This window comes from Variovorax restrictus (genome assembly GCF_051216715.1).
Classification (GTDB): domain Bacteria; phylum Pseudomonadota; class Gammaproteobacteria; order Burkholderiales; family Burkholderiaceae_C; genus Variovorax.
The window spans coordinates 214687-238927 of record NZ_JBPJZH010000004.1; the positions used below are offsets into that span (position 1 = coordinate 214687).

Annotated in this window: 21 protein-coding genes and 1 tRNA gene; 14 read left to right on the forward strand and 8 right to left on the reverse strand. The window is 69.5% G+C overall.

Features of this window, described 5'->3' with window-relative positions; genetic code table 11:
- Positions 1–8: 8 nt before the first annotated feature.
- Positions 9–1280 (reverse strand): efflux RND transporter periplasmic adaptor subunit, encoded by a 1272-nt coding sequence (locus tag ACSFA0_RS22025; protein WP_435452407.1) that lies wholly within the window; start codon positions 1278–1280, stop codon positions 9–11.
- A 159-nt stretch (positions 1281–1439) separates the two neighbouring features.
- On the opposite strand from ACSFA0_RS22025, the gene ACSFA0_RS22030 reads away from it, so the two are divergent.
- Together ACSFA0_RS22030 and ACSFA0_RS22035 are read left to right on the forward strand one after the other, a co-directional pair.
- On the forward strand, positions 1440–2105 hold the full coding sequence (locus ACSFA0_RS22030) for a TetR family transcriptional regulator (protein ID WP_435452408.1): 666 nt from the start codon (positions 1440–1442) through the stop codon (positions 2103–2105).
- A 42-nt stretch (positions 2106–2147) separates the two neighbouring features.
- Positions 2148–2222: transfer RNA gene (locus tag ACSFA0_RS22035), tRNA-Arg, on the forward strand.
- A 64-nt stretch (positions 2223–2286) separates the two neighbouring features.
- Here ACSFA0_RS22035 and ACSFA0_RS22040 read toward each other — a convergent pair.
- Together ACSFA0_RS22040 and rsmI are read right to left on the reverse strand one after the other, a co-directional pair.
- Positions 2287–4461, reverse strand: coding sequence for a di-heme oxidoreductase family protein (locus ACSFA0_RS22040; RefSeq protein WP_435452409.1), 2175 nt, complete (start codon positions 4459–4461; stop codon positions 2287–2289).
- A gap of 196 nt (positions 4462–4657) precedes the next feature.
- Entirely contained in the window at positions 4658–5593 is a 936-nt protein-coding gene (gene rsmI, locus ACSFA0_RS22045) for a 16S rRNA (cytidine(1402)-2'-O)-methyltransferase (protein ID WP_435452410.1), read from the reverse strand.
- Between rsmI and ACSFA0_RS22050 the strand changes: the two genes are divergently transcribed.
- The 3 genes from ACSFA0_RS22050 to ACSFA0_RS22060 all read left to right on the forward strand — a co-directional run bounded on the left by ACSFA0_RS22050 (position 5593) and on the right by ACSFA0_RS22060 (position 7384).
- Positions 5593–5997 carry a YraN family protein gene (locus ACSFA0_RS22050; protein WP_435452411.1) on the forward strand — a complete coding sequence of 135 codons (405 nt, stop codon included), beginning with the start codon at positions 5593–5595 and terminating at the stop codon, positions 5995–5997. The genes rsmI and ACSFA0_RS22050 overlap by 1 nt on opposite strands.
- 62 nt (positions 5998–6059) lie before the next feature.
- On the forward strand, positions 6060–6659 hold the full coding sequence (locus ACSFA0_RS22055) for an SIS domain-containing protein (protein ID WP_435452412.1): 600 nt from the start codon (positions 6060–6062) through the stop codon (positions 6657–6659).
- Complete coding sequence (locus ACSFA0_RS22060) at positions 6656–7384, forward strand: BON domain-containing protein (RefSeq protein ID WP_435452413.1); 729 nt, start codon at positions 6656–6658, stop codon at positions 7382–7384. The genes ACSFA0_RS22055 and ACSFA0_RS22060 overlap by 4 nt, the downstream gene beginning before the upstream one ends.
- 30 nt (positions 7385–7414) lie before the next feature.
- Here ACSFA0_RS22060 and ACSFA0_RS22065 read toward each other — a convergent pair whose 3' ends face one another.
- The 4 genes from ACSFA0_RS22065 to ACSFA0_RS22080 are packed head-to-tail and all read right to left on the reverse strand — an operon-like array spanning position 7415 to position 13708.
- Positions 7415–8317, reverse strand: a complete 903-nt coding sequence (locus tag ACSFA0_RS22065) for an NAD(P)-dependent oxidoreductase (protein ID WP_435452414.1) — start codon at positions 8315–8317, stop codon at positions 7415–7417.
- Positions 8318–8364: 47 nt separating this feature from the next.
- A complete protein-coding gene (locus ACSFA0_RS22070; protein WP_435452415.1) occupies positions 8365–11007 on the reverse strand; it encodes a ligase-associated DNA damage response DEXH box helicase in 2643 nt (880 codons plus the stop codon).
- Entirely contained in the window at positions 11004–12656 is a 1653-nt protein-coding gene (locus ACSFA0_RS22075; protein ID WP_435452416.1) for an ATP-dependent DNA ligase, read from the reverse strand. Before ACSFA0_RS22075 ends, ACSFA0_RS22070 begins: the two co-directional genes overlap by 4 nt.
- Positions 12653–13708, reverse strand: coding sequence for a ligase-associated DNA damage response exonuclease (locus ACSFA0_RS22080; protein WP_435452417.1), 1056 nt, complete (start codon positions 13706–13708; stop codon positions 12653–12655). The genes ACSFA0_RS22075 and ACSFA0_RS22080 overlap by 4 nt, the downstream gene beginning before the upstream one ends.
- A gap of 198 nt (positions 13709–13906) precedes the next feature.
- Here ACSFA0_RS22080 and ACSFA0_RS22085 point away from each other — a divergent pair, with 198 nt between their 5' ends.
- Both ACSFA0_RS22085 and ACSFA0_RS22090 read left to right on the forward strand, forming a co-directional pair.
- On the forward strand, positions 13907–15922 hold the full coding sequence (locus ACSFA0_RS22085) for a sensor domain-containing diguanylate cyclase (RefSeq protein ID WP_435452418.1): 2016 nt from the start codon (positions 13907–13909) through the stop codon (positions 15920–15922).
- A 92-nt stretch (positions 15923–16014) separates the two neighbouring features.
- Complete coding sequence (locus ACSFA0_RS22090; RefSeq protein WP_435452419.1) at positions 16015–16995, forward strand: tripartite tricarboxylate transporter substrate-binding protein; 981 nt, start codon at positions 16015–16017, stop codon at positions 16993–16995.
- Positions 16996–17060: 65 nt separating this feature from the next.
- On the opposite strand, the gene ACSFA0_RS22095 is transcribed toward ACSFA0_RS22090, so the two are convergent.
- On the reverse strand, positions 17061–17726 hold the full coding sequence (locus ACSFA0_RS22095) for a cysteine hydrolase family protein (protein ID WP_435452420.1): 666 nt from the start codon (positions 17724–17726) through the stop codon (positions 17061–17063).
- Positions 17727–17827: 101 nt separating this feature from the next.
- Here ACSFA0_RS22095 and ACSFA0_RS22100 point away from each other — a divergent pair, with 101 nt between their 5' ends.
- The 7 genes from ACSFA0_RS22100 to ACSFA0_RS22130 all read left to right on the forward strand — a co-directional run bounded on the left by ACSFA0_RS22100 (position 17828) and on the right by ACSFA0_RS22130 (position 24155).
- Entirely contained in the window at positions 17828–18655 is an 828-nt protein-coding gene (locus ACSFA0_RS22100) for a GntR family transcriptional regulator (RefSeq protein ID WP_435452421.1), read from the forward strand.
- 28 nt (positions 18656–18683) lie between these two features.
- Positions 18684–19667 carry a tripartite tricarboxylate transporter substrate binding protein gene (locus ACSFA0_RS22105; RefSeq protein WP_435452422.1) on the forward strand — a complete coding sequence of 328 codons (984 nt, stop codon included), beginning with the start codon at positions 18684–18686 and terminating at the stop codon, positions 19665–19667.
- Positions 19625–20932: a 3-isopropylmalate dehydratase large subunit gene (locus tag ACSFA0_RS22110; protein WP_435452423.1), complete on the forward strand. Its 1308-nt coding sequence runs from the start codon at positions 19625–19627 to the stop codon at positions 20930–20932. The genes ACSFA0_RS22105 and ACSFA0_RS22110 overlap by 43 nt, the downstream gene beginning before the upstream one ends.
- Positions 20929–21465 carry a LeuD/DmdB family oxidoreductase small subunit gene (locus tag ACSFA0_RS22115; protein ID WP_435452424.1) on the forward strand — a complete coding sequence of 179 codons (537 nt, stop codon included), beginning with the start codon at positions 20929–20931 and terminating at the stop codon, positions 21463–21465. The genes ACSFA0_RS22110 and ACSFA0_RS22115 overlap by 4 nt, the downstream gene beginning before the upstream one ends.
- Entirely contained in the window at positions 21462–22316 is an 855-nt protein-coding gene (locus tag ACSFA0_RS22120) for an isocitrate lyase/PEP mutase family protein (RefSeq protein WP_435452425.1), read from the forward strand. The genes ACSFA0_RS22115 and ACSFA0_RS22120 overlap by 4 nt, the downstream gene beginning before the upstream one ends.
- Before the next feature lie 56 nt (positions 22317–22372).
- On the forward strand, positions 22373–23179 hold the full coding sequence (locus ACSFA0_RS22125) for a GntR family transcriptional regulator (protein WP_435452426.1): 807 nt from the start codon (positions 22373–22375) through the stop codon (positions 23177–23179).
- Between the two features lie 70 nt (positions 23180–23249).
- Positions 23250–24155 carry a LysR family transcriptional regulator gene (locus tag ACSFA0_RS22130; RefSeq protein ID WP_435452427.1) on the forward strand — a complete coding sequence of 302 codons (906 nt, stop codon included), beginning with the start codon at positions 23250–23252 and terminating at the stop codon, positions 24153–24155.
- Positions 24156–24241 lie beyond the last annotated feature (86 nt).

Here is a 24241-nt window from a genome sequence, read left to right on the forward strand (position 1 = left end):
CGCGCTCCTTACTGCTTGGCGGCCGAGGCCGGTGCGGCAGGCGCCGACGCGGCGGCAGCCGCCGGTGCGGCGGCGTTCGGCGCCGTCCAAGGCACCGCCTTCACGGGCGTGCCGGGCGGCAGCATCTGCAGCTTCTGGAAGCCGTCGACCATCACCTGCTCGCCGGCCTTGAGGCCTTCCATCACGACCCACTGGTTGTTCTTGGCCGCGCCGACCTTCACGGTGCGCTTGCTCAGCTTGCCGTCGGCACCGACCACGGTGACCGTGTCGCCCTGCTGCGTGCGCGTCACCGCCTGCTGCGGCAGCGTGATGGCATTGCTCACCTGGGCCTGCTCGATGCGCACGCGCACATACAGGCCGGGCAGCAGTTCGCCCTTGGGGTTGGGCAGTTCGGCGCGCAACGTGATCTGGCCGGTCGTCGCGTCGACGGTGAGGTCGGAGAACAGCAGCTTGCCCGGCGTCGGGTATTCGCCGCCGCCTTCGAGCACCACGCGCACGCTGGCCGCGTCGGCGCCGTCGGCGCGCTTGAACTGGCCGTCGGCCATGGCCCGGCGCAGCTTCATCACGTCGTTGGCCGACTGGGTGAAGTTCACGTACAGCGGGTTGATCTGCTGGATCACGGCCAGCGCGGTGGCGTCGCCCTGCCCCACCAGCGCACCTTCGGTGACCAGCGCGCGGCCGATGCGGCCCGAGATCGGGGCGGTCACGGCCGCATAGCCGAGGTTGATGTTCGCGGTGGTCACCGACGCACGGGCCACGCCCACATCGGCCTCGGCGGACTTCTGCGCCGCCACGGCGTTCGCGTATTCCTGCTTGCTCACCGCATTGGCTTCGACCAGCGGCTTGTAGCGCTCGGCCAGCGCCTTGGCCTGCACGGCATTGGCTTCGGCACGCGCCAGGCTGGCCTGCGCGCTGCGCGACGCCGCGGCGTACGGTGCCGAGTCGATGCGGAACAGCGGCTGGCCGGCCTTCACATCGCTGCCTTCGCGGAACAGGCGCTCCTGCAGGATGCCGGCCGCACGGGCGCGGACCTCGGCGACGCGCGAGGCTTCGAGGCGGCCGGGCAGCTCGGTGATCAGGCCCACATCCGTCGGCGTGGCGACCACGACGCCCACTTCGGGCGGCGGAGGCGCCGCGCCGCCAGGCGCGCCGCCCGCAGCTGCGGGCTCCTTGCCCTTGCCGCACGCCGTCAGCGCCAGCACAGCCATCACCACCGTACCGGCGGCCATCAGACGCCACGAAGACAACGAACGACGTGAAGAGACATGCGATTGCGGCATGTGATTCCTTTGAAGCAAAAGAGGGGATGACGTGCGGCGACCTTGATCGCCATCAAGGCCAAGTGTTCGGCGAGGTCATCGGAAGTCGGCGAGTTTACATACATTCGTGCATGTATAGTTCGCCGACTCGGTGATCCGAGCGTTTTTTCAGGAGACACATTGGCCCGCCACACGAAGGAAGAGGCTCTCGCCACACGCCACCGGCTGCTCGACGCGGCCGAGGTGCTGTTCCAGGCGCAGGGCGTTTCGCAGACCTCGCTGCAGCAGATCGCCCAGCAGGCGGGTGCGACGCGGGGCGCCATCTATTGGCACTTCAAGGACAAGGCCGACCTCTTCAACGCGATGATGGAACGCGTCACGCTGCCGCTGGAGGCCGCGGTGCAGGCCACCGGACTGTCCGAGGACGACCCGTTGCGCGAGGTCGAGCGGGTGCTGGTGGCGGCGCTCAAGCTGATGACCACCGACCCGCAGGTGCGCCGCGTCTTCGAGGTCGCGACGCACAAGGTGGAATACACGCAGGAAATGCAATCGGTGCAGCAGCGCCACCTCGACGCGCGCAACGGCTGCGTGGCCGACTTCGAGCGCGCACTGCGCCTCGCCGCGCGCCGCCAGCGCCTCCGGCTCGCCATTCCGGCGGCGGTCGCGGCCCAGGGGCTGCACGCGCTGGTGAGCGGACTGATCCAGAACTGGCTGCTTGATCCCGCCGGCTTCGATCTCGTGCAGACCGGCCGGCGTGCGTTCGGCGTGTACGTGGCCGGCCTCGGCTTCGGTCAACAGCCCTTGTCCGCCGCGCTTCAAACAGCGCCCTGCCCACTGGCCGCGTGATGGGCGATAATCGGCTGCTCGCGGCATGATCCGCGAGGCTCTCTCGCTGTATTTCAACGGATAGAATTCGGCCCTCCGAAGGCTGAGATCCAGGTTCGATTCCTGGCGGCGGGACCAGACACGAAGGCCGGAAGCTTGTAAAAGCTTCCGGCCTTTTTCATGCGCTTTCGCGGCCGATTTCCTACAGCGAACCCAGGAAGCCCATCAGCGCATCACGGTCGGTCTTCGGCAGGTTCTCGAATCGCGTGCGGCTGTCGTCGGCCTCGCCCGCATGCCAGAGGATCGCTTCCGTCAGCGTGCGCGCCCGCCCGTCGTGCAGGTAGCGCACGTTGGCCGCAGCGCCCTGCACATAGGGCAGCGAGCCGATGCCCCACAGCGGCGGCGTGCGCCACATGTTGCCCGCGGCCTTGCCCTCGACCACGCCGTCGGCCAGGCCCGGCCCCATCGCGTGCAGCAGCAGGTCGCTGTAGGGGCGGATGGTCTGGTTGCGCAGTTCGGCGAAGGGGTGCGTGTTGCCGGTCTTCATCTCGGCGGTGTGGCATGCCACGCAGCGCGCCTGGGTGAAGAGCACGCGGCCGCGCTCGATCTGCGTCGGGTTCACGTCGTGCTCAGGCGAGACGCGCGCATCCGGCGGGAAGCCGCTGCGTAGGCTGCGCTGCGCCGGCACGCCGACCAGCGACAGGTAGTGCGACAGGCGCAGCAACTCGGTCTCTGTGATCGACGCGCTGGCCGGGTCGGCACCGCGGCAATCGGTTGCACCGCGCTGGCAACTGCGCGACGGGTAGACCGACGAGGTCACGCCCATGTCGTTGACCAGCGCCTCCGCCGCCTGGTGGCGCAGGCTGGCCTTGGCGGCCTTCCAGCCGAAGCGGCCCACCCGGTTCACGCCGGTCTCGGGGTCGCGCACGATGTTCGCGACGCCGCGGATGCCGTCGCCGTCGCGGTCGCCCGGGTCGGCCAGCGAGAGCAACGTGTCTTCGGCGACCGCCTCGAGCAGGCCCATGCCGATCACCTGCGGGGCCTGACGAGCCGACAAGTCGACCGGTGCCGGCCCCTTGAAGGCGTAGACCGGCTTGACCAGCTCGACCTTCTCGCCATCGGGCAGCGTGCGCACCGTGACGTCCTGGCGCTGCAGCGTGACGCTGAAGTCGCTGGCCGACGCGTCCGTCGCGCGCTGCAGCACGGTGAGGCCGTAGTTGGGGTCGGCCGCGCGGCGCCCGTCGTTCGCCGCACCGCCGGTGAGGAAGGACATCGTGTCGAGCCGTGCGCCGATCGTGGGCGCGGCGCTGCGCCCGTTCGCGATGTGGCAACCGATGCAATGCACCTGGTTGAAGCGCGGCCCGAGCTGGTTCACGTGCTGCGCGAAGATCGGGTTGTCGTTCGGGTGCTCCGAATGCCTGCCGTCCGCGAAGGAGGTGTGGAACAGCCGGCGCCCCTGCACGAAGCGCATGGTGTTATGGATGCCGATGTTGTTGACCATCTGCTGGAAGCCGCGCATCGGCTCCTCGGAGTAGTTGTACGACACGCTGGCGTCACCGCCGAGCAGCGTGGCGTCGGGCAGCACGTCGGAGTCGAGGTTCGGCGCCACGCCGTACCAGGGCTTCATGCCGACGCCGACCACGTAGAGCTGCTCGAAGGAGTAATACCGGCTGCCGCCGCCGTCGATGACCGGATCACGCTTGAGCCGCGGTGCTGGGGCGAGCTCGATGCGGTCGCCGACCTTCAGCGGGCTGTGCGGGTCGGTGCGCCAGTTCGAGTCGACGACCAGCTTGCAGTCTTCCTTGGGCTGGCCCGCGTGGCAGATCGGCAGGTTGCCTTCCTTGGCGTTGTCGAAGCCGCCGTTGAGCGACCAGCCGTAGTCCCGCACAGCCTGATTGAGGATGTTGCGGAACAGGCTGAAGGTGGTGCCGTCGAAGGTGCCTTCGTTCACGCGCAGGAAGAACTCGATTTTCTTGCCGCCCGCCGGGATGGTGTCGCGGATCTCCAGGCCCATCGTGCGGTTCTGGAAATAGAAGGTCGGGAAGGTGAAGTAGCGACCCGGCGACACGTCGGGCAGGTTCCAGTCCTCGCCGCGCTCGCGTGCATGCCGCTCGGTGGTGCGCGCGCCCATCAGCGTGACGAGCGTGCCGTCGGGCTCGCGGTACTGGGTCTGTTCCAGCATCTGCGTGCCGGCCGGGAACAACGGGACGTAGGCGTCCTTGGTCTGATCGGGCACGGTCTGCACGGGCGACGTGGGACCGGTGCCGCTGGCGGCACTGCCACCGCCGCCACTTCCTCCGCCGCATGCGACCAGCGTGAAGGCACCCACCAGCATCGTGCAGGCGAGACGCCCCGTGCCGCGAAAAGAACGCTTCATTGTGTTTTCCAGTTGTTGTTCTGACTCACTCGTCCACTCCGGCGAGGAAGGCCCGGCGCATCGCCGGGCCTCGCGTCAGTTTTGCAAGCGGCATGCCCGCCAGCCCGGAAGGATGTTGGCTTCCGAAAGTGACAATACTGCGCACTTCTCCGACAAATCGTGCCGGGAGCTCTCGCAGGTGTGACCCGGAAAAGACTCAGTCGCCGCCGTCGCGCAGCCGCAGCGCCGTGTCGTACAACGCGTTCTTCGGCGCGCCGGTGATCTCGGCAGCGAGCTTCACCGCGCCCTTGAGCGGCAGTTCGGCCAGCAGCAGGCGCAGCACGCGCTCAGCCTCGGCCCCATCGTCGGCGGCCACCGCCACCGGGTGCAGCACCAGCGCGAATTCGCCGCGCGTGCGGTCGCGGCCGGCGGCGAACCAGTCGGGCAGCGCGCTGGCGGCGACGGTGGCGATCTCCTCGAACTGCTTGGTGAGTTCGCGGCCGATGGTGACGTGGCGATCGCCCAGCACGGCCAGCGCGCGTGCCAGTGCCTCGATGCGGTGCGGCGCTTCGAGCAGCACGACGCTGCGCGGTTCGCGCGCGAGCGCCTGCACGGCCGCATCGCGCTCGCCCGCCTTGCTCGGCAGGAAGCCGGCGAAGACGAAGGCGCTGCGTTCGTCACCACCCTCGGCCACCAGGCCGGCCGCGGCGATCAGCGTGATGACGCTGCTGGCGCCGGGCAGCGGCAGCACGCGGTGGCCGGCGGCGCGCACGGCGGCGGCAAGGCGTGCGCCAGGGTCGCTCACGCCCGGCGTGCCGGCGTCGCTGACGTACGCGATGCGTTCACCCTTCGCGAGGCGCGCGACGACCGTCTGCGCGGCTTCGGCTTCGTTGTGCTGGTGCACGGCGAGCAGTTGCGCACCGGGCCGGTCGATGCCGTAGGCGCGCAGCATGCCCTGTGTGTGGCGCGTGTCTTCGCAGGCGACGACGTCGACGATGGCGAGCACATGCAAGGCGCGCAGCGTGATGTCGGCGAGGTTGCCGATGGGCGTGGCGACGACGTAGAGCGTGCCCTGCGGATAATGCTGGGCACCCGCGGCATCGCGCGCGGCCGACAGGGCGGCGCCGAAAGAGGCGGGGGCGAGAGCATTCAATGGGACTTCTCCAGAACAACGACAAGACGACAGGGAGCACGACGACCAAGCAGCGCGGCGACGCGGCGGAAGACGCCGCGCTGGCGCATCTGCAGCGGGCCGGCCTTCGCCTGGTCGCGCGCAATTATCGAACCCCCGGCCGAGGCGGCGGCGAGATCGACCTGATCGTGCGCGACCCGCGCGACGGCACGCTGGTGTTCGTGGAGGTGCGCCAGCGCACGAGTCGCAGCCATGGCGGCGCGGCGGGCAGTATCACCGGCGTGAAGCAGCGCCGCATCGTGTTCGCCGCACGACACTACCTGCTGACGCTGCGCACGCCGCCGCCCTGCCGCTTCGACGTGGTGCTGGTCGAGCCCGAGGGCATCGAATGGCTGGTCGCAGCCTTCGATGCGGGAACGGGTTGAACCTCGGCGCGCGCCACGCATCACACCTTTTGTTTCACGACCCCCAGTTATCATCGCCGCCCATGCTCGAGCAACGGATCCAGCAGCACTTCATCGACAGCGCCGACCTCAAATACCAGGCAGGCCCGGTGCTCAGCAAACCCATCGGTCAGGCCATGCAGGCGCTGCTGGTCTGCGTGACCAGCGGCGGCAAGGTGCTGGCCTGCGGTGCCGGCGTGTCCGGCCTGCTGGCGGCGCAGTTCGCCGCCCAGTTCGTCGGCCGCTTCGAGCGTGACCGGCCCGAGCTCGCCGCCATCGCGCTGCCCGGCGACCCCACCGACCCGGCCGCCGACAGTGCCAACGCCAGTGACGTCGACCGCTTAGCGCGCCAGGTGCGCGCGCTCGGCCAGGCGGGCGATGTGCTGCTGGTATTGAGCGCGAGCGGGCAGTCCGCTGCAGTGCTCGCCGCCGTCGAGGCTGCCCATGCGCGCGACATGACGGTGGTGGCCCTGCTGGGCGCCAGCGGCGGCGCGATCGGACGCGCACTGCGCGAGACCGATGTCCAGGTTTCCGTGCCGCACGAACGTGCGTTGCGCATCCACGAAGTCCACCTGCTCGCCCTGCATTGCCTGTGCGACGGCGTGGACGCCCAGTTACTCGGAGAACAGGAAGCATCCCCATGACGATCCCATCGACCCAACGCCTTGTGCTGACCCTCACCGCTGCGGCCGCGCTGGCCACGGCCCTCTCGGCGTGCGTGCCGCTGGTCGTGGGCGGCGCTGCCGTCGGCGCCGGCCTCATGGCCACCGACCGCCGCAGCTCCGGTGCGCAGCTTGACGACCAGGCGATCGAGCTGCGCGGTGCCTCGCGCATCCGCGAAATCGCCAACGACCAGATGTACGTGACCGTCACCAGCTTCAACCGTCAGATGCTGCTGACCGGCACGGTGGGCAACGAGGCTGACCGCCGCCGCGCCGAAGCCGCGGTGCAGGGCATCGACAACGTGCGTTCGATCGTCAACGAGGTGGTGGTGGGCGAGCCGCGCTCGTTCCAGGTGCGCTCCAACGACACCTTCATCACCGGCAAGGTCAAGGCCTCGCTGCTCGATGCCAAGGACATCTTCGCGACCTCGTTCAAGGTGATCACCGAGAACGGCGTGGTCTACCTGATGGGCCTGGCGACGAAGCGCGAAGTCGACCGCGCCACGGACATCACGCGCGGCGTGTCGGGCGTGCAGAAGGTGGTGCGCGTGGTCGAGGTGGTGAGCGAGGCCGACTTGGCCGGCCAGACGCGCCAGGGCGGCACCGGGGCACCGGCGGCCGCACCGGCATCGAGCGGCTCGCGCGTGCCGCTGCCGCCGATGGAGCCGCTGCCGGCCAGCGGGGCAACGGTCACACCGATCCGCTGAACGAAACAAGTGCCCCGCGGGGGCGCTTGTTTACTTGAGCCGCGTGATGAGGCTGGAGGTGTCGTATCGCGCACCGCCGGCCTGCTGCACGTCGGCATAGAACTGATCGACCAGCGCGGTCACCGGCAGGCGCGCGCCGTTGCGCTTGGCTTCGTCCAGCACCAGACCCAGGTCCTTGCGCATCCAGTCGACCGCGAAACCGTAGTCGAACTTGCCCTCGATCATGGTCTTGCCGCGGTTCTCCATCTGCCAGCTCTGGGCCGCGCCCTTGCTGATGACGCCGAGCACGGCTTCCATGTCCAGGCCCGCGCGCATGCCGAAGGCGATGGCTTCGGACAGGCCCTGCACCAGACCCGCGATGCAGATCTGATTGACCATCTTGGCGAGCTGGCCGGCGCCGCTCTCACCCAGCAGCGTGACCGCGCGCGAGAAGGCCATGGCGACCGGCTTGACGGCGTCGAAGGTGGCGCTGTCGCCGCCGCACATCACGGTCAGCAGGCCGTTCTGCGCCCCGGCTTGGCCGCCAGACACAGGCGCATCGATGAACTGCAGGCCCTTATCGAGCGCGATGGCCGACAGCTCGCGCGCCACGTCGGCCGAGGCCGTCGTGTGGTCGACGAACACCGCGTTCTTCGACATGCCGGCGAAGGCGCCGTCGTCGCCCAGCACCACCGAGCGCAGGTCGTCGTCGTTGCCGACGCAGCAGAACACCATCTCCGCGCCGGCCGCGGCCTCGCGCGGCGTGGGGGCGCTCTGGCCGCCGAATTCGGCGGACCAGGCGGCCGACTTGGCGGCCGAGCGGTTGTAGACCGTCACGCGGTGGCCGGCCTTCGCGAGGTGGCCGGCCATGGGAAAGCCCATCACGCCCAGGCCGAGGAAGGCCACCTGGCGCGAGGGAACGGAGTCGTAGGTTTTGGGGTTGAGGCTGCTCATGGGGGCAGCTTAAACGACACCCCGCCCCAGCGACAGGCGGGTGAGCCCTACAGCGGCGGCAAGGGGCGCGACGGCTTGCGGGGGCGGCGCCGCGATGCATCGCTGGCGGGCCCCTTGCCCTTCCCGCCGCCGCCCTCCTGCCCGAAGGCCATGCCGGCCTTGACCTCTTCCACGCCACCCACGGGCACGGCACCGCCAGCCGCCTTCTCGAGTTGCTCGACCATGCGCGCGATGCGGTCGGCCACGCTCTCGTTGCTGAGCTTCTCTCGAAAGCGCTCGACCATCAGCGGGAACGCGAAGGGCGTGGGGCGGGCGAGCGTCTGCACCACCAGCGCCTGCGCGTTCATGCGCGCCAGGCTCGTGCGCAGGCGGCCGATTTCCAGCTCCTGCGCCAGCAACTCCTGCTCGGCCTGCAGCAGCAGCCGGTTGGCCGGGTCGTACTTGCGGAAGACCTCCCAGAACAGCGACGACGAGGCCTGCAGCTGCTTGTTGCTGCGCTTCTCGCCGGGGTAGCCCTGGAAGATCAGACCCGAGACACGCGCGATCTCGCGAAAGCGCCGCTGCGCCAGTTCGCTGGCGTTGAGGCTTTCGAGCACCTCGTGCAGCAGCGCGGCATCGGCGTCGTGGTGCGCGATCGCGTCCTGCGCCTGTGCGTCATGCCCGGCGCGCAGCACCTGCGGCAGCAGCACGGGCCAATCGACCTCGGTGGCGCACAGCAGCTCGAAGCCGTAGTCGTTGACCGCGATCGAGAAGGTGCGCGGCGCATGCTGCGCCACGCGCCAGGCGATCAGGTTCGCGAGCCCCAGGTGCACGTGGCGGCCGGCGAAGGGGTAGAGAAAAAGGTGCCAGCCTTCGCGCGTCTTCAGCACCTCGGCCAGCAGCGTCTGCGGCGTGGGCAGTGCCGACCACTGCTGCTGGATCTCGAGCAGCGGGCGCACGCACTGCAGCTCGGGCGTGTCGTACCTGCCCTCGCCCGCCAGCGCGAGCTGCTGCACCACCGCATCGGCCAACGTGGTCGACAGCGGCATGCGCCCGCCGTTCCAGCGCGGCACCGCCGGCCGCTTGCCGCTGGCACGCCGCACCCACGCGGTCATCTCGCGGATGCGCACGAGTTCGAGCATGCGGCCACCGAAGAGGAAGCAGTCGCCGGGTTTCATGCGCGCAGCGAAACTCTCTTCCACGCTTCCGATCTTGGCGCCACCGACGTACTGCACGGTCATGCTCGCGTCGCTCACGATGGTGCCGATGTTCATGCGGTGGCGGCGCGCCAGCCGCGCATCGGGCACGCGCCAGACGCCGTCGGCATCGGGCACCGCGCGCTGGTAATCGGGATACGCCGCGAGCGACGGGCCGCCCTGCCGCACGAAGGCCAGGCACCAGTCCCAGCTGTCGCGCGACAGCTTGGCGTAGGCGGCCGTGCCGCGCACTTCGTCATACAGATCATCCGGCATGAAACCGCCGCCCAGCGCCACCGTGACCAGGTGCTGCACCAGCACGTCGAGCGGTTGCTCGGGCGTGCTGCGCGCCTCGATGTGGCCGGCCGCAATCGCGTCGCGCGCCGCGGCGCCCTCCACCATTTCGATGCTGTGCGTGGGCACCAGCGTGATGCGCGACGGCCGACCCGGCGCGTGGCCCGAACGCCCCGCGCGCTGCAGCAGCCGCGCGACGCCTTTGGGCGAGCCGATCTGCAGCACGCGCTCGACGGGCAGGAAGTCGACGCCGAGGTCCAGGCTCGACGTGCACACCACCGCGCGCAACTCGCCGCTCTTGAGCCCCGCCTCGACCCACTCGCGCACCGCGCGGTCCAGCGAGCCGTGGTGCAGTGCGATCAGCCCCGCCCATTCGGGCTTCGCTTCGAGGATCGCCTGGTACCAGATTTCCGACTGCGAACGCGTGTTGGTGAAGACCAGCGTGGTACTGCTCGACGCGATCTCCTCGACCACCTGCGGCAGCATCGTGAGCCCGAGATGCCCGCCCCATGGAAAGCGCTCGGCCCGGCCGGGCAGCAGCGAGTCGATCACGAGCTTCTTGGGCACCTGGCCCTGCACCAACGTTCCATCGTCACGGCCGAGCAGCGTGCGCATCGCCTCGTCGAGATTGCCCAGCGTCGCCGACATGCCCCACACGCACAGCGCCGGGTTCCAGCGCTTGAGCCGCGCCAACGCCAGTTGCACCTGCACGCCGCGCTTGTTGCCCAGCAACTCGTGCCACTCGTCGACCACCACCATCTTGAAGGTGCCCAGCACGTCGGCCGCATCGGCACGCGACAGCAACACGGACAGGCTCTCAGGCGTCGTGACGAGCACGGTCGGCAGTCGGGCGTTCTGCGCGCTGCGCTCGCCGCTCGACGTGTCGCCGCTGCGCGCGCCGGCGGACCAATCGGGGGCGAGGGCTTCGAGGGGTTGCTGCAGCGCGCGCAGGGTGTCCGACGCGAGAGCGCGCATGGGGGTGATCCACAGCACGGTCAACGGTGGCGCCACCTTCTTCGCGGTGGTGCGCACAGCAGCCTTCGGCGCTACAGCGAAGGCCTTGAGTGCGCCGAGCCACACCGCGTAGGTCTTTCCGGCGCCGGTGGTGGCATGCAGCATGCCCGACCGTCCTTCGCCGATGGCCTTCCACACCTCCCGCTGGAACGCAAAGGGCTTCCAGCCCCGGCCCGCGAACCACGCAACGAGGTCGGCGTACTTCATGCCACCGTCGGCAGCAAGGCGGCCAGCGTCTCCAACGTATCCGCCTCCTCCACCGTCTTGTCCTCCCGCCATCGCAACATGCGCGGGAACCGCACCGCGATGCCGCTCTTGTGACGTGAGCTCTTCGCGATGCCTTCGAAGCCGAGCTCGAAGACCAGCGTCGGCTTCACGCTGCGCACCGGGCCGAAGCTCTCGATGGTGGTCTTGCGGATGACGGCGTCGACGCGTCCCATCTCGACGTCGGTGAGGCCCGAGTAAGCCTTGGCGAAGGGCACGAGCTTGCGGTCTTCCTGCTCCGGCGGACCGTCCCACACGGCGAAGGTGTAGTCGCTGTAGAGGCTGGCCCGGCGGCCGTGGCCGCGTTGGGCATAGATGAGCACGGCGTCGATGCTGAGCGGGTCGATCTTCCACTTCCACCAGGTGCCGACGTCCTTGGTGCGGCCGACGCCGTAGTGCGCGTGGCGCTGTTTGAGCATCATCCCTTCGACGCCCATCGCACGTGCCGCCTCGCGCTGGCGCGACAGGTCGGTCCAGCTGTCGCCGGTGAGCATCGGGCTGGCGACGAGTTGCGGGTGCTGCACCTGGGTGACCAGGTCATCCATCAGTGCGCGGCGCTCCTGCTGTGGCATGGCGCGCAGGTCGCGTCCTTGCCATTCGAGCAGGTCGTAGCCGAGCAGCACCACCGGGATCTCGCGCAGCAGCTTCGGGCCGATCGTCTTGCGGCCGATGCGGCGCTGCAGTTCGGCGAAGGGTTGGACCTTGTCGTCTCTCCAGACCGCGATCTCGCCGTCGAGCACCGTGCCGTCGGGCAGCGCCTCGCCCATGGTCGCGAGTTCGGGGAAGCGGTCGGTCACCAGCTCCTCGCCGCGCGACCACAGCGAGACCGCGCCGCCGCGCTTGACGAGTTGCGCGCGGATGCCGTCCCACTTCCATTCGACGATCCAATCGGCGGGCGGGCCGAGCAAGGCATCGAACTGCTCGACTGGCTGGTTGAACGGGTGCGCGAGGAAGAAGGGGTACGGTTGGCCGCTGGTCTTCTGGTTGAGTTCGCTGTCGTTCTCCGCGCCGATGAGCAGCGCGTAGTCGGCCGCCCCCGGTTGCCCGCTGATGTGCGTGTAGCCCATCAACCGTTGCGCCACGCGCTTCGGGTCGAGCCCGCCGACCGCCGCCAGCGCCTGCGTCACCTGCAGCCGCGACACGCCGACGCGGAAACTGCCGGTCATGAGCTTGAAGTAGACGAGTCGCTCGTCGATCGCGAGCTGGCGCCACTGCGCGCGCAAGGTGTCGGCGAGTTCATCGGGCGGCGTCTTCCGCAACGGCAACAGATGCCGCTCGATCCACACGGCCAGACCCAGATCGTGCGCCTCGGTCGGGGGCGGCAACAGCAGCGAGATGGTTTCGGCCAGGTCGCCGACGGCCTCGTAGCTCTCGTCGAACAGCCATTCGGGCAGGCCGGCGGCCTCTTGCGCGAGCAAGCGCAGCAACTTGGTCGGCACCAGCTGGCGTGGCTTGCCACCGGCGAGGAAGTAGACGGCCCACGCCGCGTCTTCGGGCGCTGCGGCGTGCAGATAGCGCTGCAGGGCGGCCTGCTTGGCGAGGCTCGACGTGGTGGCGTCGAGTTCGCGGTAGAGGGCGGCGAAGGCCTTCATGGCGCGGCGTCGGGGGCCGCTTCGACATCGGCTGCCGCAGGCTTGGCCTCGCCCTGGTCGGCCACGTCCTCGTCGCCGTATTCGGTCTTGAAGCCCTGCGCCTCCAGCCCGTTCTCGGTAAGCCAGCGCACCAGCACCGCGACGCTGCCGTGCGTGACGAACACGCGCTCGGCGCCGGTGCCGGCGATGGCCTTCTGCAGGCCGGGCCAGTCGGCGTGGTCGCTCATGACGAAGCCGCGGTCGACGCCGCGGCGCCGCCGGGTGCCACGCAGCTGCATCCAGCCGCTGGCGAAGGCGTCGACATAGTTGCCGAAGCGCCGCATCCACGGTGTGCCCTGGGCCGAGGGCGGCGCCAGCACCAGTGCGCGCTTGAGCATCTGCGGGTTGACCTCCGCGTCGCTCACGCGCAGCGTCGGCGGCAACGCCACGCCAGCGGCGCGGTACACCGCGTTCAGCGGTTCGACCGCGCCGTGCACCACGATCGGCCCGATGCCTGGCTCGACGCCATGCAGGATGCGCTGTGCCTTGCCGAACGCATAGCAGAACAGCACCGACGCGCGGCCCTCGTCGGCGTTGCGGCGCCACCAGTCGTTGATCTCGGCGAACAGCACGGCTTGCGTCGGCCAGCGGTAGATCGGCAGGCCGAAGGTGGACTCGGTGATGAAGGTGTCGCAAGGCACGGGCTCGAAGGGCGGGCAGGTGCCATCCGGCTCGGTCTTGTAGTCGCCCGAGGCCACCCACACGCGCCCGCCGTGCTCGACCCGCACCTGCGCCGAGCCGAGCACGTGGCCCGCCGGATGCAAGGAGATGCGCACGCCATGGTGCTCGATCGCCTCGCCGTACGGCAGCGTCTGAAGGGCGATGTCCGCCCCGAGCCGCGTGCGCAGCGTCCCTTCGCTGTCGGTGTGTGCCAGGTAATGCCCATGGCCCACGCGTGCATGGTCGGAATGCGCATGCGTGATGACGGCGCGCGCCACGGGCCGCCAGGGGTCGATGAAGAAGTCGCCTGGCGGGCAGTAGAGGCCTTCGGGGCGGGCGACGACGAGGTCCATGCAGCGATGCTAGCCCGGCGCGCCCTGCGAAACAGAGGTTCGCCAGCGCGTTGTGCCGTGTGCATTCGCCTACAAAGACGTCATGTGTATTGGGGCCGAGGCCGTTCGGAGACACGCGACAATGGCGCCGACCTGTCTCCCCTCCGCATTTCCCTCACGCCCGACGCGCGCCACCGACTTTTGCCACCACGATCGCCCATGACCGGCCACCGCTTCCACTGGCCCGCAGCCTTAGGCTCCCTGAAGCTGCGCATCACCGCGGGCGGCATCGCGGCGCTGATGGTGGGCATCGGGCTGATCACTGCACTGCTGGTGACGCGGGCCCAGAACGACACGCTGGAAGCGCAGCTGGTGCGCGAGTCGAGCGAGACGGTGCGCACTGCGGGGCTGCTGTCGCGCCAACTGGTCGACTTGCAGCGCGCGCTGGCCAGCGCCGTGCCGCAGTTCAGCGGCATTGCAGCAGAGGACAGGGGCGCTGTGCTGCGCCTGGTGGAGTCGCAGCACGTGTTGCGTCAACTCTTCAGCAATGTGTTCGCCACGTCGGTCGATGGCCGGGTGCTGGTGACGGCGGACAACCAGCAGATGAATCTTCCGGTCTCGCTCAACATCGCCGACCGCGACTACTTTCAACGGACCCTGCGCGAGAACCGCGCGATCATCTCCGACCCGACGCCGAGCCGCGTGAGCGGTCAACCGCTGATCATCCTGACGCAGCCAGTTCGCGATGCTGCAGGAACGACGATGATCTTCGGCGGTTCGCTGCGCCTGAACACGCGCGACCTGCTCGACGGCCTGGTGGAAGAGAACGAAAACGCCACGGCGCTCGTCGTCGTCACCGACAAGGCCGGCCGCGTGCTCGCCCACCCGAATCGCAGCCGCCTGTTGTCCTTGCTGAGCAGCGAGCCTCGTCTGGCACAGGCCTTCCTCGCGTGGCAAGCCATCGGCGCCCCCGTCGAGCCGAGCGGCGTCCGCCTGCCACAGCGCGGCGAGCTGGTCAGCGCGGCAGGCGTGCCCGGGCCGGACTGGATGGTCTGGCGCGTGCGGGCCGAAGCAGAGGTGCTGGCACCGCTGCGCGCGGCCCGCTCGGACGCGATCCTCGGCGCGGTCTTGCTGCTGGCGCTGCTGTCGCCGTTGCTCTTTCTGATGTTGTGGCGCGCGCTTCGGCCGCTGACGCTGCTCGAACACCGCGCACAGCACCTGTTCGACGGCTCGATGCCGCCCGAAGCCGGCTGGCCGCGGGAGCACGGTGAGGTCGGGCGGCTGAGCGCCGTGCTGCGCCGCGTGGGCCTGGAGCGGCTCACGCTGGAGGCACAGAACGCCAAGACCTTGCGCAAGCTGAACTCGGTGATGAGCGCCGCCCCGGTGGGCATCGCCTTCACGCGCGACGGCCGCTTCGAGCTCGTCAGCGCCGAGCTCTGCCGCCTGGTCGCCGCCACGCCGCAGGACCTGCTCGGCCAACCACTGCGCACGCTGTTTTCGTCGGACGACGACCATGACGCCTTCCTCGCACGCGAACGTTCGGACTTCCGGGCCTTGCAGCCATCCACCGGCGAATGGCAGCTGCTGCGGCATGACGGCTCCACCTTCTGGGCCGGCATGCGCACGAAGCCGGTCGACCTGGCCGACCGCACCCTGGGCACCATCTGGATCGTCAGCGACATCGAGGACCAGCGCGCGGTGCGTCAGCAACTCGAATGGTCTGCGGCACACGACGCGCTCACCGGCCTGGCCAACCGGAAGGCCTTCGAACAGCAGGCGCAACGGCTGCTCGAGAAGCGGCCCGCGTCGCTGCCGTCCACGTTGGTCTTCCTCGATCTCGACCGCTTCAAGCCGGTGAACGACACCGCGGGCCACCTCGTGGGCGACCTGATGCTGTTGACGGTGGCCACCGCGATCGCGGCGCATGTGCGCGCCGGCGACCTCGTGGCCCGCATCGGCGGCGACGAGTTCGTCCTGCTGCTCGAGGCTTGCCCGCACGACATGGCGATGCACATTGCCGACGAGGTGCGCCGCGCCATCACCGCCGTCGTGGTGCCGTCGGCCCTCGGCCCGTTGAGCGTCGGCGCCAGCGTCGGCGTGGCGGCGTTGCAGACGGACATGGCGACGGTGAACGACTGGCTGCAGGCCGCTGACGCCGCCTGCTATGCGGCCAAGGCAGCCGGCCGCGACACGGTGCGGAGCGCACGGTTCGAGGCACAGCCGCGCGACCTCTAAGCCACCGGTCCGGTCCACAGGACCACCTGGTTCCATTGAAGCGCAGGGCGCCGACTCCTAAAGTGCACCCACTGCACGACAACGGAGACACGATGACAAAGACAACACACGCAGCGCGCACCTGCTCGGCCGTCCTGTGCCTGGGCCTGGCCGGCGCCCTGGCCGCACCCCTGGCCCTGGCGCAGGACAACAAGCCCATCACCATCGTCGTCGGCAGCCCTGCCGGCGGCACCACCGACACGCTGGCCCGCGTGATCGGCCGGGCCATGGGCGACACCCTGCAACGCCCGGTATTGGTGGAGAACCGCGCCGGTGCCGGCGGCAACATCGCCGCGGCCTACGTGGCCAAGGCACCGGCCGACGGCAGCACGCTGCTCATGAGCTTCACCGGCCACACGATCAACGCCACGCTCTACAAGAACCTGCCCTTCGACCCGGTCAAGGACTTCACGCCCATCACCATGGTCGCGCGCGTGCCCAGCGTGCTGGTCGCGCGCAAGGGCGTGCCCTTCGACGACACAGCCGGGCTCATCGCCTACGCCAGGAAGAACCCCGGCAAGCTGAGCTTCGCGATCGGTGCGCAGGGCTCGTCGCTGCATCTGGCGAGCGAGCAGTTCAAGATGATGACGGGCACCGACATCCTCAACGTGCCCTACAAGGGCACCGGCCCTGCTCTGACCGACACGCTCGCCGGCACGGTCGACCTCATGTTCGCCAGCACCGTCAACGTGCTGCCGCACCGGCAGAACCCGGCGCTCAAGTTCCTCGGCGTGAGCAGCACCGCGCCGCTGCCGCAGTTCCCCAAGGTGCCGGTGATCAGCGCCACGGTCAAGGGCTTCGAGTCGAGCGCCTGGTTCGGCCTGTTCGGCCCGGCCAAGATGCCACCGGCCGTGACCGACAAGCTTTACGCCGCGGTGAAGAAGGCGCTGGAGAGCCCTTCGTACAAGGAGCGCATGGAGACCGAAGCGGCCACCGCCCCGGACATGACGCCCCAGGCCTTCACCACCTTTGTCGCGCAGGATGTGCAAGGCTGGGCGAAGATCATCAAGGCGTCGGGCGCGTCGGTCGAATGAGCGTGCGGCCGCAGCCGCGGGCGGCGAATGCAAGGCGGGTCGGCAATGCGAAGAGTTGGCCGCCGTCAACGCCCGACCAAACGCTCGACGACCTCGGCCGTGGGGAGAACCTCGGCAAAGCACGACGCCAGCGTGGCGAGTCCGTTGACATGGTCGTCTGGCGTGACCGCCGCGGTCGCGTCGCTCACCACGGCGACCCGGTAGTCGCGCATCATCGCGTCGCGTGCGGTGGACTCGCAGCAGACATTGGTCGCGACACCTGCGACGATGACGTTCTCGACCTGGCGTGCGACGAGCGCATCGGCCAGTTCGGAAGAGCCCGGCGCGAAGGCGGAGAAACGCGTTTTCTCCAGCACCAGATCGCGCGCATCGGGGTGCATCCCGGTGGAAAGCTGGTGACCGTCCGAGCCGGAAGCCAGGCCCCTTCGGTGTTCGCGGGCCGACGATGCATCGAAGAAGCCGGCGTGGTAGGCCGGCCAAAGATCGACCCCATCGCGCTCGAGCGTGTTCATCAACCACACCACGAGGGCTCCGCGTGCTCGCAGCGTATCGCACAGCATCCGGATGCGCGGTGCGATCGCGTCCATGCCGGCGATCTTGGGTTCGTAGTAGCGCTGCATGTCGACCACGAGCACCGCGGTCTGGCTTGCGAGGAAGGTCGTGTGCACCGGGCGGGAACCCCTTTTCTGCTGGATGCGCTGCAGAACATGCGCCGGGAGAAGGTTTGGCATCGATCGACTTTGCCGGCTTCGCACGGAGGGGTCAATCAGACCAATTGGTTCTATTGACCATACCAATGGCCGCCCTAGCATCAGCACCCATGTCACATCCGATGCCGACCGCCTTTCCCGACCGGTTGCCGCGCAGGCCGGCCGCATCGCCGCCGTCGACCGCAGCGCCCTTGCATCGCTATCACCACGTCCACCTGGTCTTGCGCCAGCGCCTCTTCGAGGGCTACTACGGCGATGGCGGCATGCTGCCGAGCGAAAGGATGCTGGCCGAGGAGTTCGACGTGGCACGGGTCACCTTGCGCAGCGCCATGGCTGCACTGGCACGCGACGGACTCGTCGTGCGACAACAAGGGCGTGGGACGGTCGCGCTGCCGCAGCAACGTGCGGAGGGCCCGGCCACCCCCACACGTGATGCGTTCGAGCAACTGTTCGCGAGCGTGATGGACATGGGCCTCAGAACCAAGGCCCGCGTGCTGAGCTACGGGCTCGTCGAGGCCGCCCAGGAAGTTCGCGATGCCATGCAGCTCGAGGCACCCGCCCAGGTGCTGCGGATCGTTCGGGTGAGATCACAGGGCGACCGGCCCGTGTCTTTCGCCACCGCTTTCGTCCCCGCCCGACTGGCCGCACGAATTCGCCGGCGTGACCTCGCGACGCAGCCGCTGCTGGCGCTGCTGGCCAAACAGGGCGTTCGCATCGAGCGCGCCGACGAGGTCATCAGCGCGACGCACGCGGACATCGATGCGGCCGAGGCCCTGCAGGTCCCCGTCGCCAGCGCGCTCCTTCGGGTCCGCAGGCTGATCCTCGATGCGAACGGCGAGCCTGTCGAACTTTTCGACGGGCTCTTTCGTCCCGAGGGCTATCAGTACCACCTCACCACCTCCCGCGACCCGATGCGTACCCGCATCCATGTCGCCATCGGAAGCGTCTGACCATCGATCCACAACCAGGAAGGCGCCCATGAAAATCTCACGCACCACGATCGCGCTCTGTTCTCTGGCAATGACCGCGGCGACATGGCTGGGCGCGGCGCCGACGGCGCATGCGCAGAAGTTTCCGACGCAGCCGATCAAGCTGATCGTCGGCGCCTCGCCCGGCGGCACGACCGACGCGCTGGCCCGCGAACTCGCCGATGACATGACGAAGTCGCTGGGACAGCCCGTCATCGTCGACAACAAGCCCGGCGCCGGCGGCAACATCGCCGCGGATTTCGTGGCGCGCGCGCCCGCCGACGGGCACACCTTGCTGGTGGCCTTCACCAGCCACACGATGAACGCGGCGCTCTTCAAGAAGCTGCCCTACGACCCGGTGAAGGACTTCACGCCGATCTCGCTGATCGGCAAGGTCGCCAGCGTGCTCGTGGCGCGGCCGGATCTGCCGGCCAAGGATCTGAAGGAGCTGCTCGCCGCTGCCAAGCAGAAAGACGGCTACAGCTTCGCGATCGGCGGGACCGGTTCGTCCCTGCAGATGGACACGGCCGAATTCCGCGCGACCTCGAAATTGCCGGGCGTCGACATTCCGTACAAGGGGAGTTCGCCCGCGCTCGTCGATGTCATGTCCGGACAGGTCGATCTGATGTTTGCGCCCATCGGCGGTGCACGCACCTTGCTGGAAAACGGCAAGGTGAAAGCCTATGCCGTGACCTCGGCCAAGCGGCTGGCCTCTTTGCCCGACGTGCCGGCTGTCGCGGAGGTGGTCCCCACCTTCACGACCAACTACGGCTGGTTCGGTGTGCTCGGCCCGGCCCGATTGCCCGCCGACGTGACGGCCCGTTTGAACGAGTGGGTGGTGAAGGCGATCCAGTCGCCGCGCATCAAGGCGCGACTGGCACAGGATGGCAGCGCACCGTCCGGCACCACGCCGACGGAATTCCATGAGTTTCTGGTCGGCGACGTGAAGCAATGGGCCGAGCAGGCCAAGCTCGCCAAGGTCGAGCTGCAGTGACGCCGGCCACCCTTGCGCAGAAGCTGGTCGCCCGCGCCGCCGGCGTGGGCGCGGTGACGCCGGGCGAGATCGTCACCTGCCGGGTCGACCTGGCCATGATGCACGACTCGGGCGGCCCGCGCCGCGTGAAGCCGATGCTCGAAAAGCTCGGCGCGAAGGTGTGGGACCCGGACAAGGTGGTCGTCATCACCGACCACTACGTGCCGGCGCACGACGCTGACAGCCGCGCCATCGTGCAGATCGCGCGCGACTGGGTGAAGGACGTGGGCATCACGCGCTTCCACGACACCCAGGGCATCTGCCATGTGGTGCTGCCGCAGAAGGGCCACCTGCGGCCTGGCCTGTTCGCGGTCGGCGGTGACAGCCATTCGCCCACCGGCGGCGCCTTCGGTGCCTACATGTTCGGCGTGGGCGCCACCGAGATGCTCGGCGTGCTGGTGACCGGCGAGATCTGGCTCAAGGTGCCGCACACGATCCGGATGTGGTGGGACGGCCGGCTCGCGCCGGGCGTGTCGGCCAAGGACATGATGCTGCACCTGTGCGGCCGCTTCGGCATGGACGGCGGCCAATACCAGGCGGTCGAGTACGCCGGCGCCGCGGTGCGCGCCCTGTCGATGCAGGAGCGCATGACGCTGTCGAACATGACGGCCGAGCTCGGCGGCCAGGCCGGGCTGATCGCGCCCGACGCGGTCACGGCCGAATGGCTCGCCGGTGTGGGCGTGCACGACGTCGACACCGCGCACTGGCAGACCGACGACGGCGCTCCGCTGCTGGCCGACCACCGGCTCGATGCCTCCGCGCTCGCGCCGCAGGTGGCGGCGCCGCACAGCCCGGCGCGGTCGCAATCGGTCGATGCCTTCGCGGGCACGACGGTGGACATCGCCTACGTCGGCGCCTGCACCGGCGCCAAGCTCGACGACCTGCGCATGGCGGCACAGGTGCTGCGCGGACAGCGCGTGGCCAAGGGCGTGCGACTGATGGTCGCGCCCGCCAGTGCCACCGACCAGGCGCAGGCCGCTGCCGAAGGCACCCTGGGTGCGCTGCTGGACGCCGGCGCCGAGTTGCTGCCCAACGCCTGCGGCGCCTGCGCCGGCTACGGCGCCAACGTCTTCGGCGAGAACACCGTGGCGATCAGCACGACGGCGCGCAATTTCAAGGGGCGCATGGGCGCGGATTCGTCGCAGGTGTACCTGGCTTCGCCCTTCACCGTGGCCGCCTCGGCCATCGCGGGACGCATCGTCGATGCACGGGAGATGCTGGTATGACAAACACCCCATCGCGTGGCCGTGCCTGGGTCTTCGGCGACGACCTCAACACCGACCTGCTGGCGCCGGGGCGCTACATGAAATTTGGCGTGGACGAGATCGCCAAGCACTGCCTCGAATCGATCTCGCCTTCGTTCGCCGCCACCGTGCGGCCGGGCGACATCGTCGTGGCCGGCCGCAATTTCGGCGCGGGTTCGTCGCGCGAGCAGGCGGTCGAGGTGCTGCGGCTCCTGGGCGTGGCCTGTGTGGTCGCCGTGTCGTATTCGGGCCTCTACTACCGCAACGGCTTCAACCTCGGCCTGCCGCTCCTGGTGTGCGCCGAAGCGCCGAGCGTGGCCGATGGCGCATCGCTCGCGCTCGACCTCGACGCCGCCCAGCTGTGCGACGTCACCACCGGCCGCACGCTGCAATGCGAAGCGGTGCCGGCTCATCTGATCGCGATGGTGCGTGACGGCGGCCTGGTGCCGCACCTGCAGCAGCGCCTTGCACGCGGCGACATCGCCGCCCAACGAACGAAAGCCACGACCCCATGACCCTGCGCACCCGCCTCCAATCGCCGAGCATCGTCACGGCCCCCGGCGTCTACGACGCGCTCTCGGCCCTGCTGGTCGAGCAGGCCGGCTTCGAGGCCGCCTACCTCTCGGGCGCCAGCATCGCCTACACGCGCTTCGGCCGGCCCGACATCGGCTTGCTCTCGCTGGACGACGTGGTGGCCGTGACCGGCCACATCCGCGAGCGCACCGGGCTTCACCTGATCGTCGACGCCGACACGGGCTTCGGCAACGCGTTGAACGTGCGCCGCACGGTGCAGCTGCTCGAGCGCGCCGGTGCCTCGGCCATCCAGCTGGAGGACCAGACCCTGCCCAAGCGCTGCGGCCACCTCGACGGCAAGACCATCGTGCCGGCGGCCGAGATGGCCGGGAAGATCCGCGCCGCGGTCGACGCGCGCCGCAACGAGCAGACGCTGATCGTCGCGCGCACCGACGCGGTCGCGGTCGAGGGGCTCGAACCTGCGCTGGAGCGGGCCGAGCGTTACGCCGAGGCCGGCGCCGACGTGCTCTTCGTCGAGGCGCTGCGCAGCACCGACGACATGGCGGACGCGCTGGCGCGCCTGTCGCACCGCGCGCCGATGCTGGCCAACATGGTCGAAGGCGGCAAGACCCCCGTGCTGCCGTCGGCGGAGCTGCAGTCGCTGGGTTACCGCATCGCGATCTTCCCGGGCGGCACGGTGCGGGCGCTGAGCTTCGCGCTGCAGGGCTATCTGCAAAGCCTGCGCGAGCACGGCACCACCACGCCGTGGCTGCCGCAGATGCTGTCCTTCGACCGGCTCAACGACGTGATCGGCACGCCCGAGATGCTGGCGCTGGGCAAGCGCTACGAATGAGCGCGGGGCGGGCACCGATTGCCCGCCGGGGTGGCGCCACCTACAGTGGCGAGCCCATGCCCACCGACCCGGATCACGCCCCCGCCGTTCCACGCTTCCACCAGCTGCGGCTGATCCTGCGCGAGCGGCTCAAGAGCGGTCTCTATGAACGCGGCCTGCCGCTGCCGGGCGAGCGGCTGCTGGCCGAGGAGTTCGGCGTGGCGCGCGTCACCGTGCGCTCGGCGCTGGCGCGGCTCGAAGAAGAGGGCTTGGTGGTGCGGCTGCGCGGCAAGGGCACGCTGCCGGCGGCGCAGGCCGAGGTACCGCGCCACCTGAAGCTGCGCGGCGGCCTGCTCGACAACATCGTGAACATGGGGCTGCGCACCAAGGTCTCGGTGCTCGAATGGCGGCTCGTGCCCGCGCCGTCGCCGGTCAGCACCGCGCTCGAACTGGCGCCCGGCGCGCGCGCGCTGAAGGTGGTGCGCGTGCGCAAGTTCAAGGGCCAGCCGATCGCCTACACCGAGGTCTTCCTGCCGGCCGACCTGGCCGATGCGGTGGCGCGCAGCACGCTGCAGGACATGCCGATGCTGGTCGCGCTGGAGCGCCATGGCGTGCAGGTCGAAGCCGCCGAGCAGACCATGGGCGCCGCGCTGGCCGACCTGCACGTGGCCAAGGCGCTCAAGCTGGCGCCCGGCGTGCCGCTGCTGCGGGTGTCGCGCGTGGTGCGCGACAGCACGGGGCGGCCGGTGCAGTTTCTCGTGGGGCTTTATCACCCGGAGCGCTACGAGTACCACATGCAACTCTCGCGCGTGGGGGGGCCGACCAAGGTGTGGATCGACAGCGACCGCCTGCCGGACGGCGCGGAGGTGGCCCGGGCGGCGTAGCGGCGTCGTCGCGGCGCCCTGTGGAACAATCTTCGGCACCCGTCGCGCCCTGCCGACGGGCCGCCCACCCATGCTTCACCCGCCCCGCCATTTCGTCTACCTCGACGCCGTCGCACGCGCGGGGTCGATCCGCAAGGCGGCCGAGAAACTGCACGTGGCCTCGACCGCGCTCAACCGGAAGATCCTGGAGATCGAGGCCGATGTGGGCACGCCGCTGTTCGAGCGGTTGCCGCGTGGCGTGCGGCTCACGTCCGCCGGCGAGGTGCTGATCGCGGCGGTGCGCCGCAGCATGGCGGACCTGCGCTCGGCCGAGTCGCAGATCGAGCAGCTGCGTGGCCTGGTGCGGGGCACGGTGCGCATCGGCTGCGCCGAATCGGTCGCCATCGACCTGATCCCCGACACCATCGCGCAGTACCAGCAGACGCACCCGGGCGTGCAGTTCCAGCTCGTGGCCGGCGTGACCGGCGTGCTGGTGGCGGCGCTTCTGGCCGACGACGTGGAACTGATCCTGGCGCACGACCCGGTGCCCTCGGAAACGCTGCGCGTCATCGCCGCCGTTCCCCAGCCGCTGTGCGCGATGCTGCGGCCCGACCACCCGCTGGCCGGCCGCGAGACGCTGCGCCTGGCCGACTGCCAGACGTACCCCGTGGCGCTGGGCGACCGCTCCTTCGGCAGCCGGCGCCTGCTGGACGCGCTCATGGCGCGCTCCCACATGACGCTGCAGGTGGCGCTGGAGGCCAGCGCGGTGCAGACGCTCAAGGAATTCACCCTGCGCACAGGCGCCATCAGCTTCCAGTTCCAGATCGGCACCCAGAACGAGGTGCGGCGCGGGGCGCTGGTGGCGATTCCGCTGACCGACCGGACGCTCACCAACAGCCAGCTGGTCCTGATGTCGCGCGCCGGCCGCACGCTGCCGATCGCCACGTTGTCCTTCATGGAAGCGCTGGTGAACCGGCTGGCCGCGCTGCCGGGCTGACAGCTGCGACAGCCTCGAGTGCGCACAAAATGTGTGCAGTGCGAGAGAAAGTATGCGCTAGAGGTTTGCACGCGCACTGCCCATAC

Excerpts from the sequence above, each read along its gene's own strand:
- ACSFA0_RS22090 (WP_435452419.1), top strand. The coding sequence starts at position 16,015 with ATGACAAAGACAACACACGCAGCGCGCACCTGCTCGGCCGTCCTGTGC.
- ACSFA0_RS22040 (WP_435452409.1), bottom strand. The coding sequence starts at position 4,461 with ATGAAGCGTTCTTTTCGCGGCACGGGGCGTCTCGCCTGCACGATGCTG.
- ACSFA0_RS22065 (WP_435452414.1), bottom strand. The coding sequence starts at position 8,317 with ATGAGCAGCCTCAACCCCAAAACCTACGACTCCGTTCCCTCGCGCCAG.
- ACSFA0_RS22130 (WP_435452427.1), top strand. The coding sequence starts at position 23,250 with ATGCTTCACCCGCCCCGCCATTTCGTCTACCTCGACGCCGTCGCACGC.
- ACSFA0_RS22110 (WP_435452423.1), top strand. The coding sequence starts at position 19,625 with ATGGGCCGAGCAGGCCAAGCTCGCCAAGGTCGAGCTGCAGTGACGCCG.
- ACSFA0_RS22105 (WP_435452422.1), top strand. The coding sequence starts at position 18,684 with ATGAAAATCTCACGCACCACGATCGCGCTCTGTTCTCTGGCAATGACC.
- ACSFA0_RS22120 (WP_435452425.1), top strand. The coding sequence starts at position 21,462 with ATGACCCTGCGCACCCGCCTCCAATCGCCGAGCATCGTCACGGCCCCC.
- ACSFA0_RS22055 (WP_435452412.1), top strand. The coding sequence starts at position 6,060 with ATGCTCGAGCAACGGATCCAGCAGCACTTCATCGACAGCGCCGACCTC.
- ACSFA0_RS22125 (WP_435452426.1), top strand. The coding sequence starts at position 22,373 with ATGCCCACCGACCCGGATCACGCCCCCGCCGTTCCACGCTTCCACCAG.
- ACSFA0_RS22095 (WP_435452420.1), bottom strand. The coding sequence starts at position 17,726 with ATGCCAAACCTTCTCCCGGCGCATGTTCTGCAGCGCATCCAGCAGAAA.
- ACSFA0_RS22085 (WP_435452418.1), top strand. The coding sequence starts at position 13,907 with ATGACCGGCCACCGCTTCCACTGGCCCGCAGCCTTAGGCTCCCTGAAG.
- ACSFA0_RS22080 (WP_435452417.1), bottom strand. The coding sequence starts at position 13,708 with ATGGACCTCGTCGTCGCCCGCCCCGAAGGCCTCTACTGCCCGCCAGGC.
- ACSFA0_RS22115 (WP_435452424.1), top strand. The coding sequence starts at position 20,929 with ATGACAAACACCCCATCGCGTGGCCGTGCCTGGGTCTTCGGCGACGAC.
- ACSFA0_RS22050 (WP_435452411.1), top strand. The coding sequence starts at position 5,593 with ATGGGACTTCTCCAGAACAACGACAAGACGACAGGGAGCACGACGACC.
- ACSFA0_RS22070 (WP_435452415.1), bottom strand. The coding sequence starts at position 11,007 with ATGAAGTACGCCGACCTCGTTGCGTGGTTCGCGGGCCGGGGCTGGAAG.
- ACSFA0_RS22075 (WP_435452416.1), bottom strand. The coding sequence starts at position 12,656 with ATGAAGGCCTTCGCCGCCCTCTACCGCGAACTCGACGCCACCACGTCG.
- ACSFA0_RS22060 (WP_435452413.1), top strand. The coding sequence starts at position 6,656 with ATGACGATCCCATCGACCCAACGCCTTGTGCTGACCCTCACCGCTGCG.
- ACSFA0_RS22025 (WP_435452407.1), bottom strand. The coding sequence starts at position 1,280 with ATGCCGCAATCGCATGTCTCTTCACGTCGTTCGTTGTCTTCGTGGCGT.
- ACSFA0_RS22100 (WP_435452421.1), top strand. The coding sequence starts at position 17,828 with ATGCCGACCGCCTTTCCCGACCGGTTGCCGCGCAGGCCGGCCGCATCG.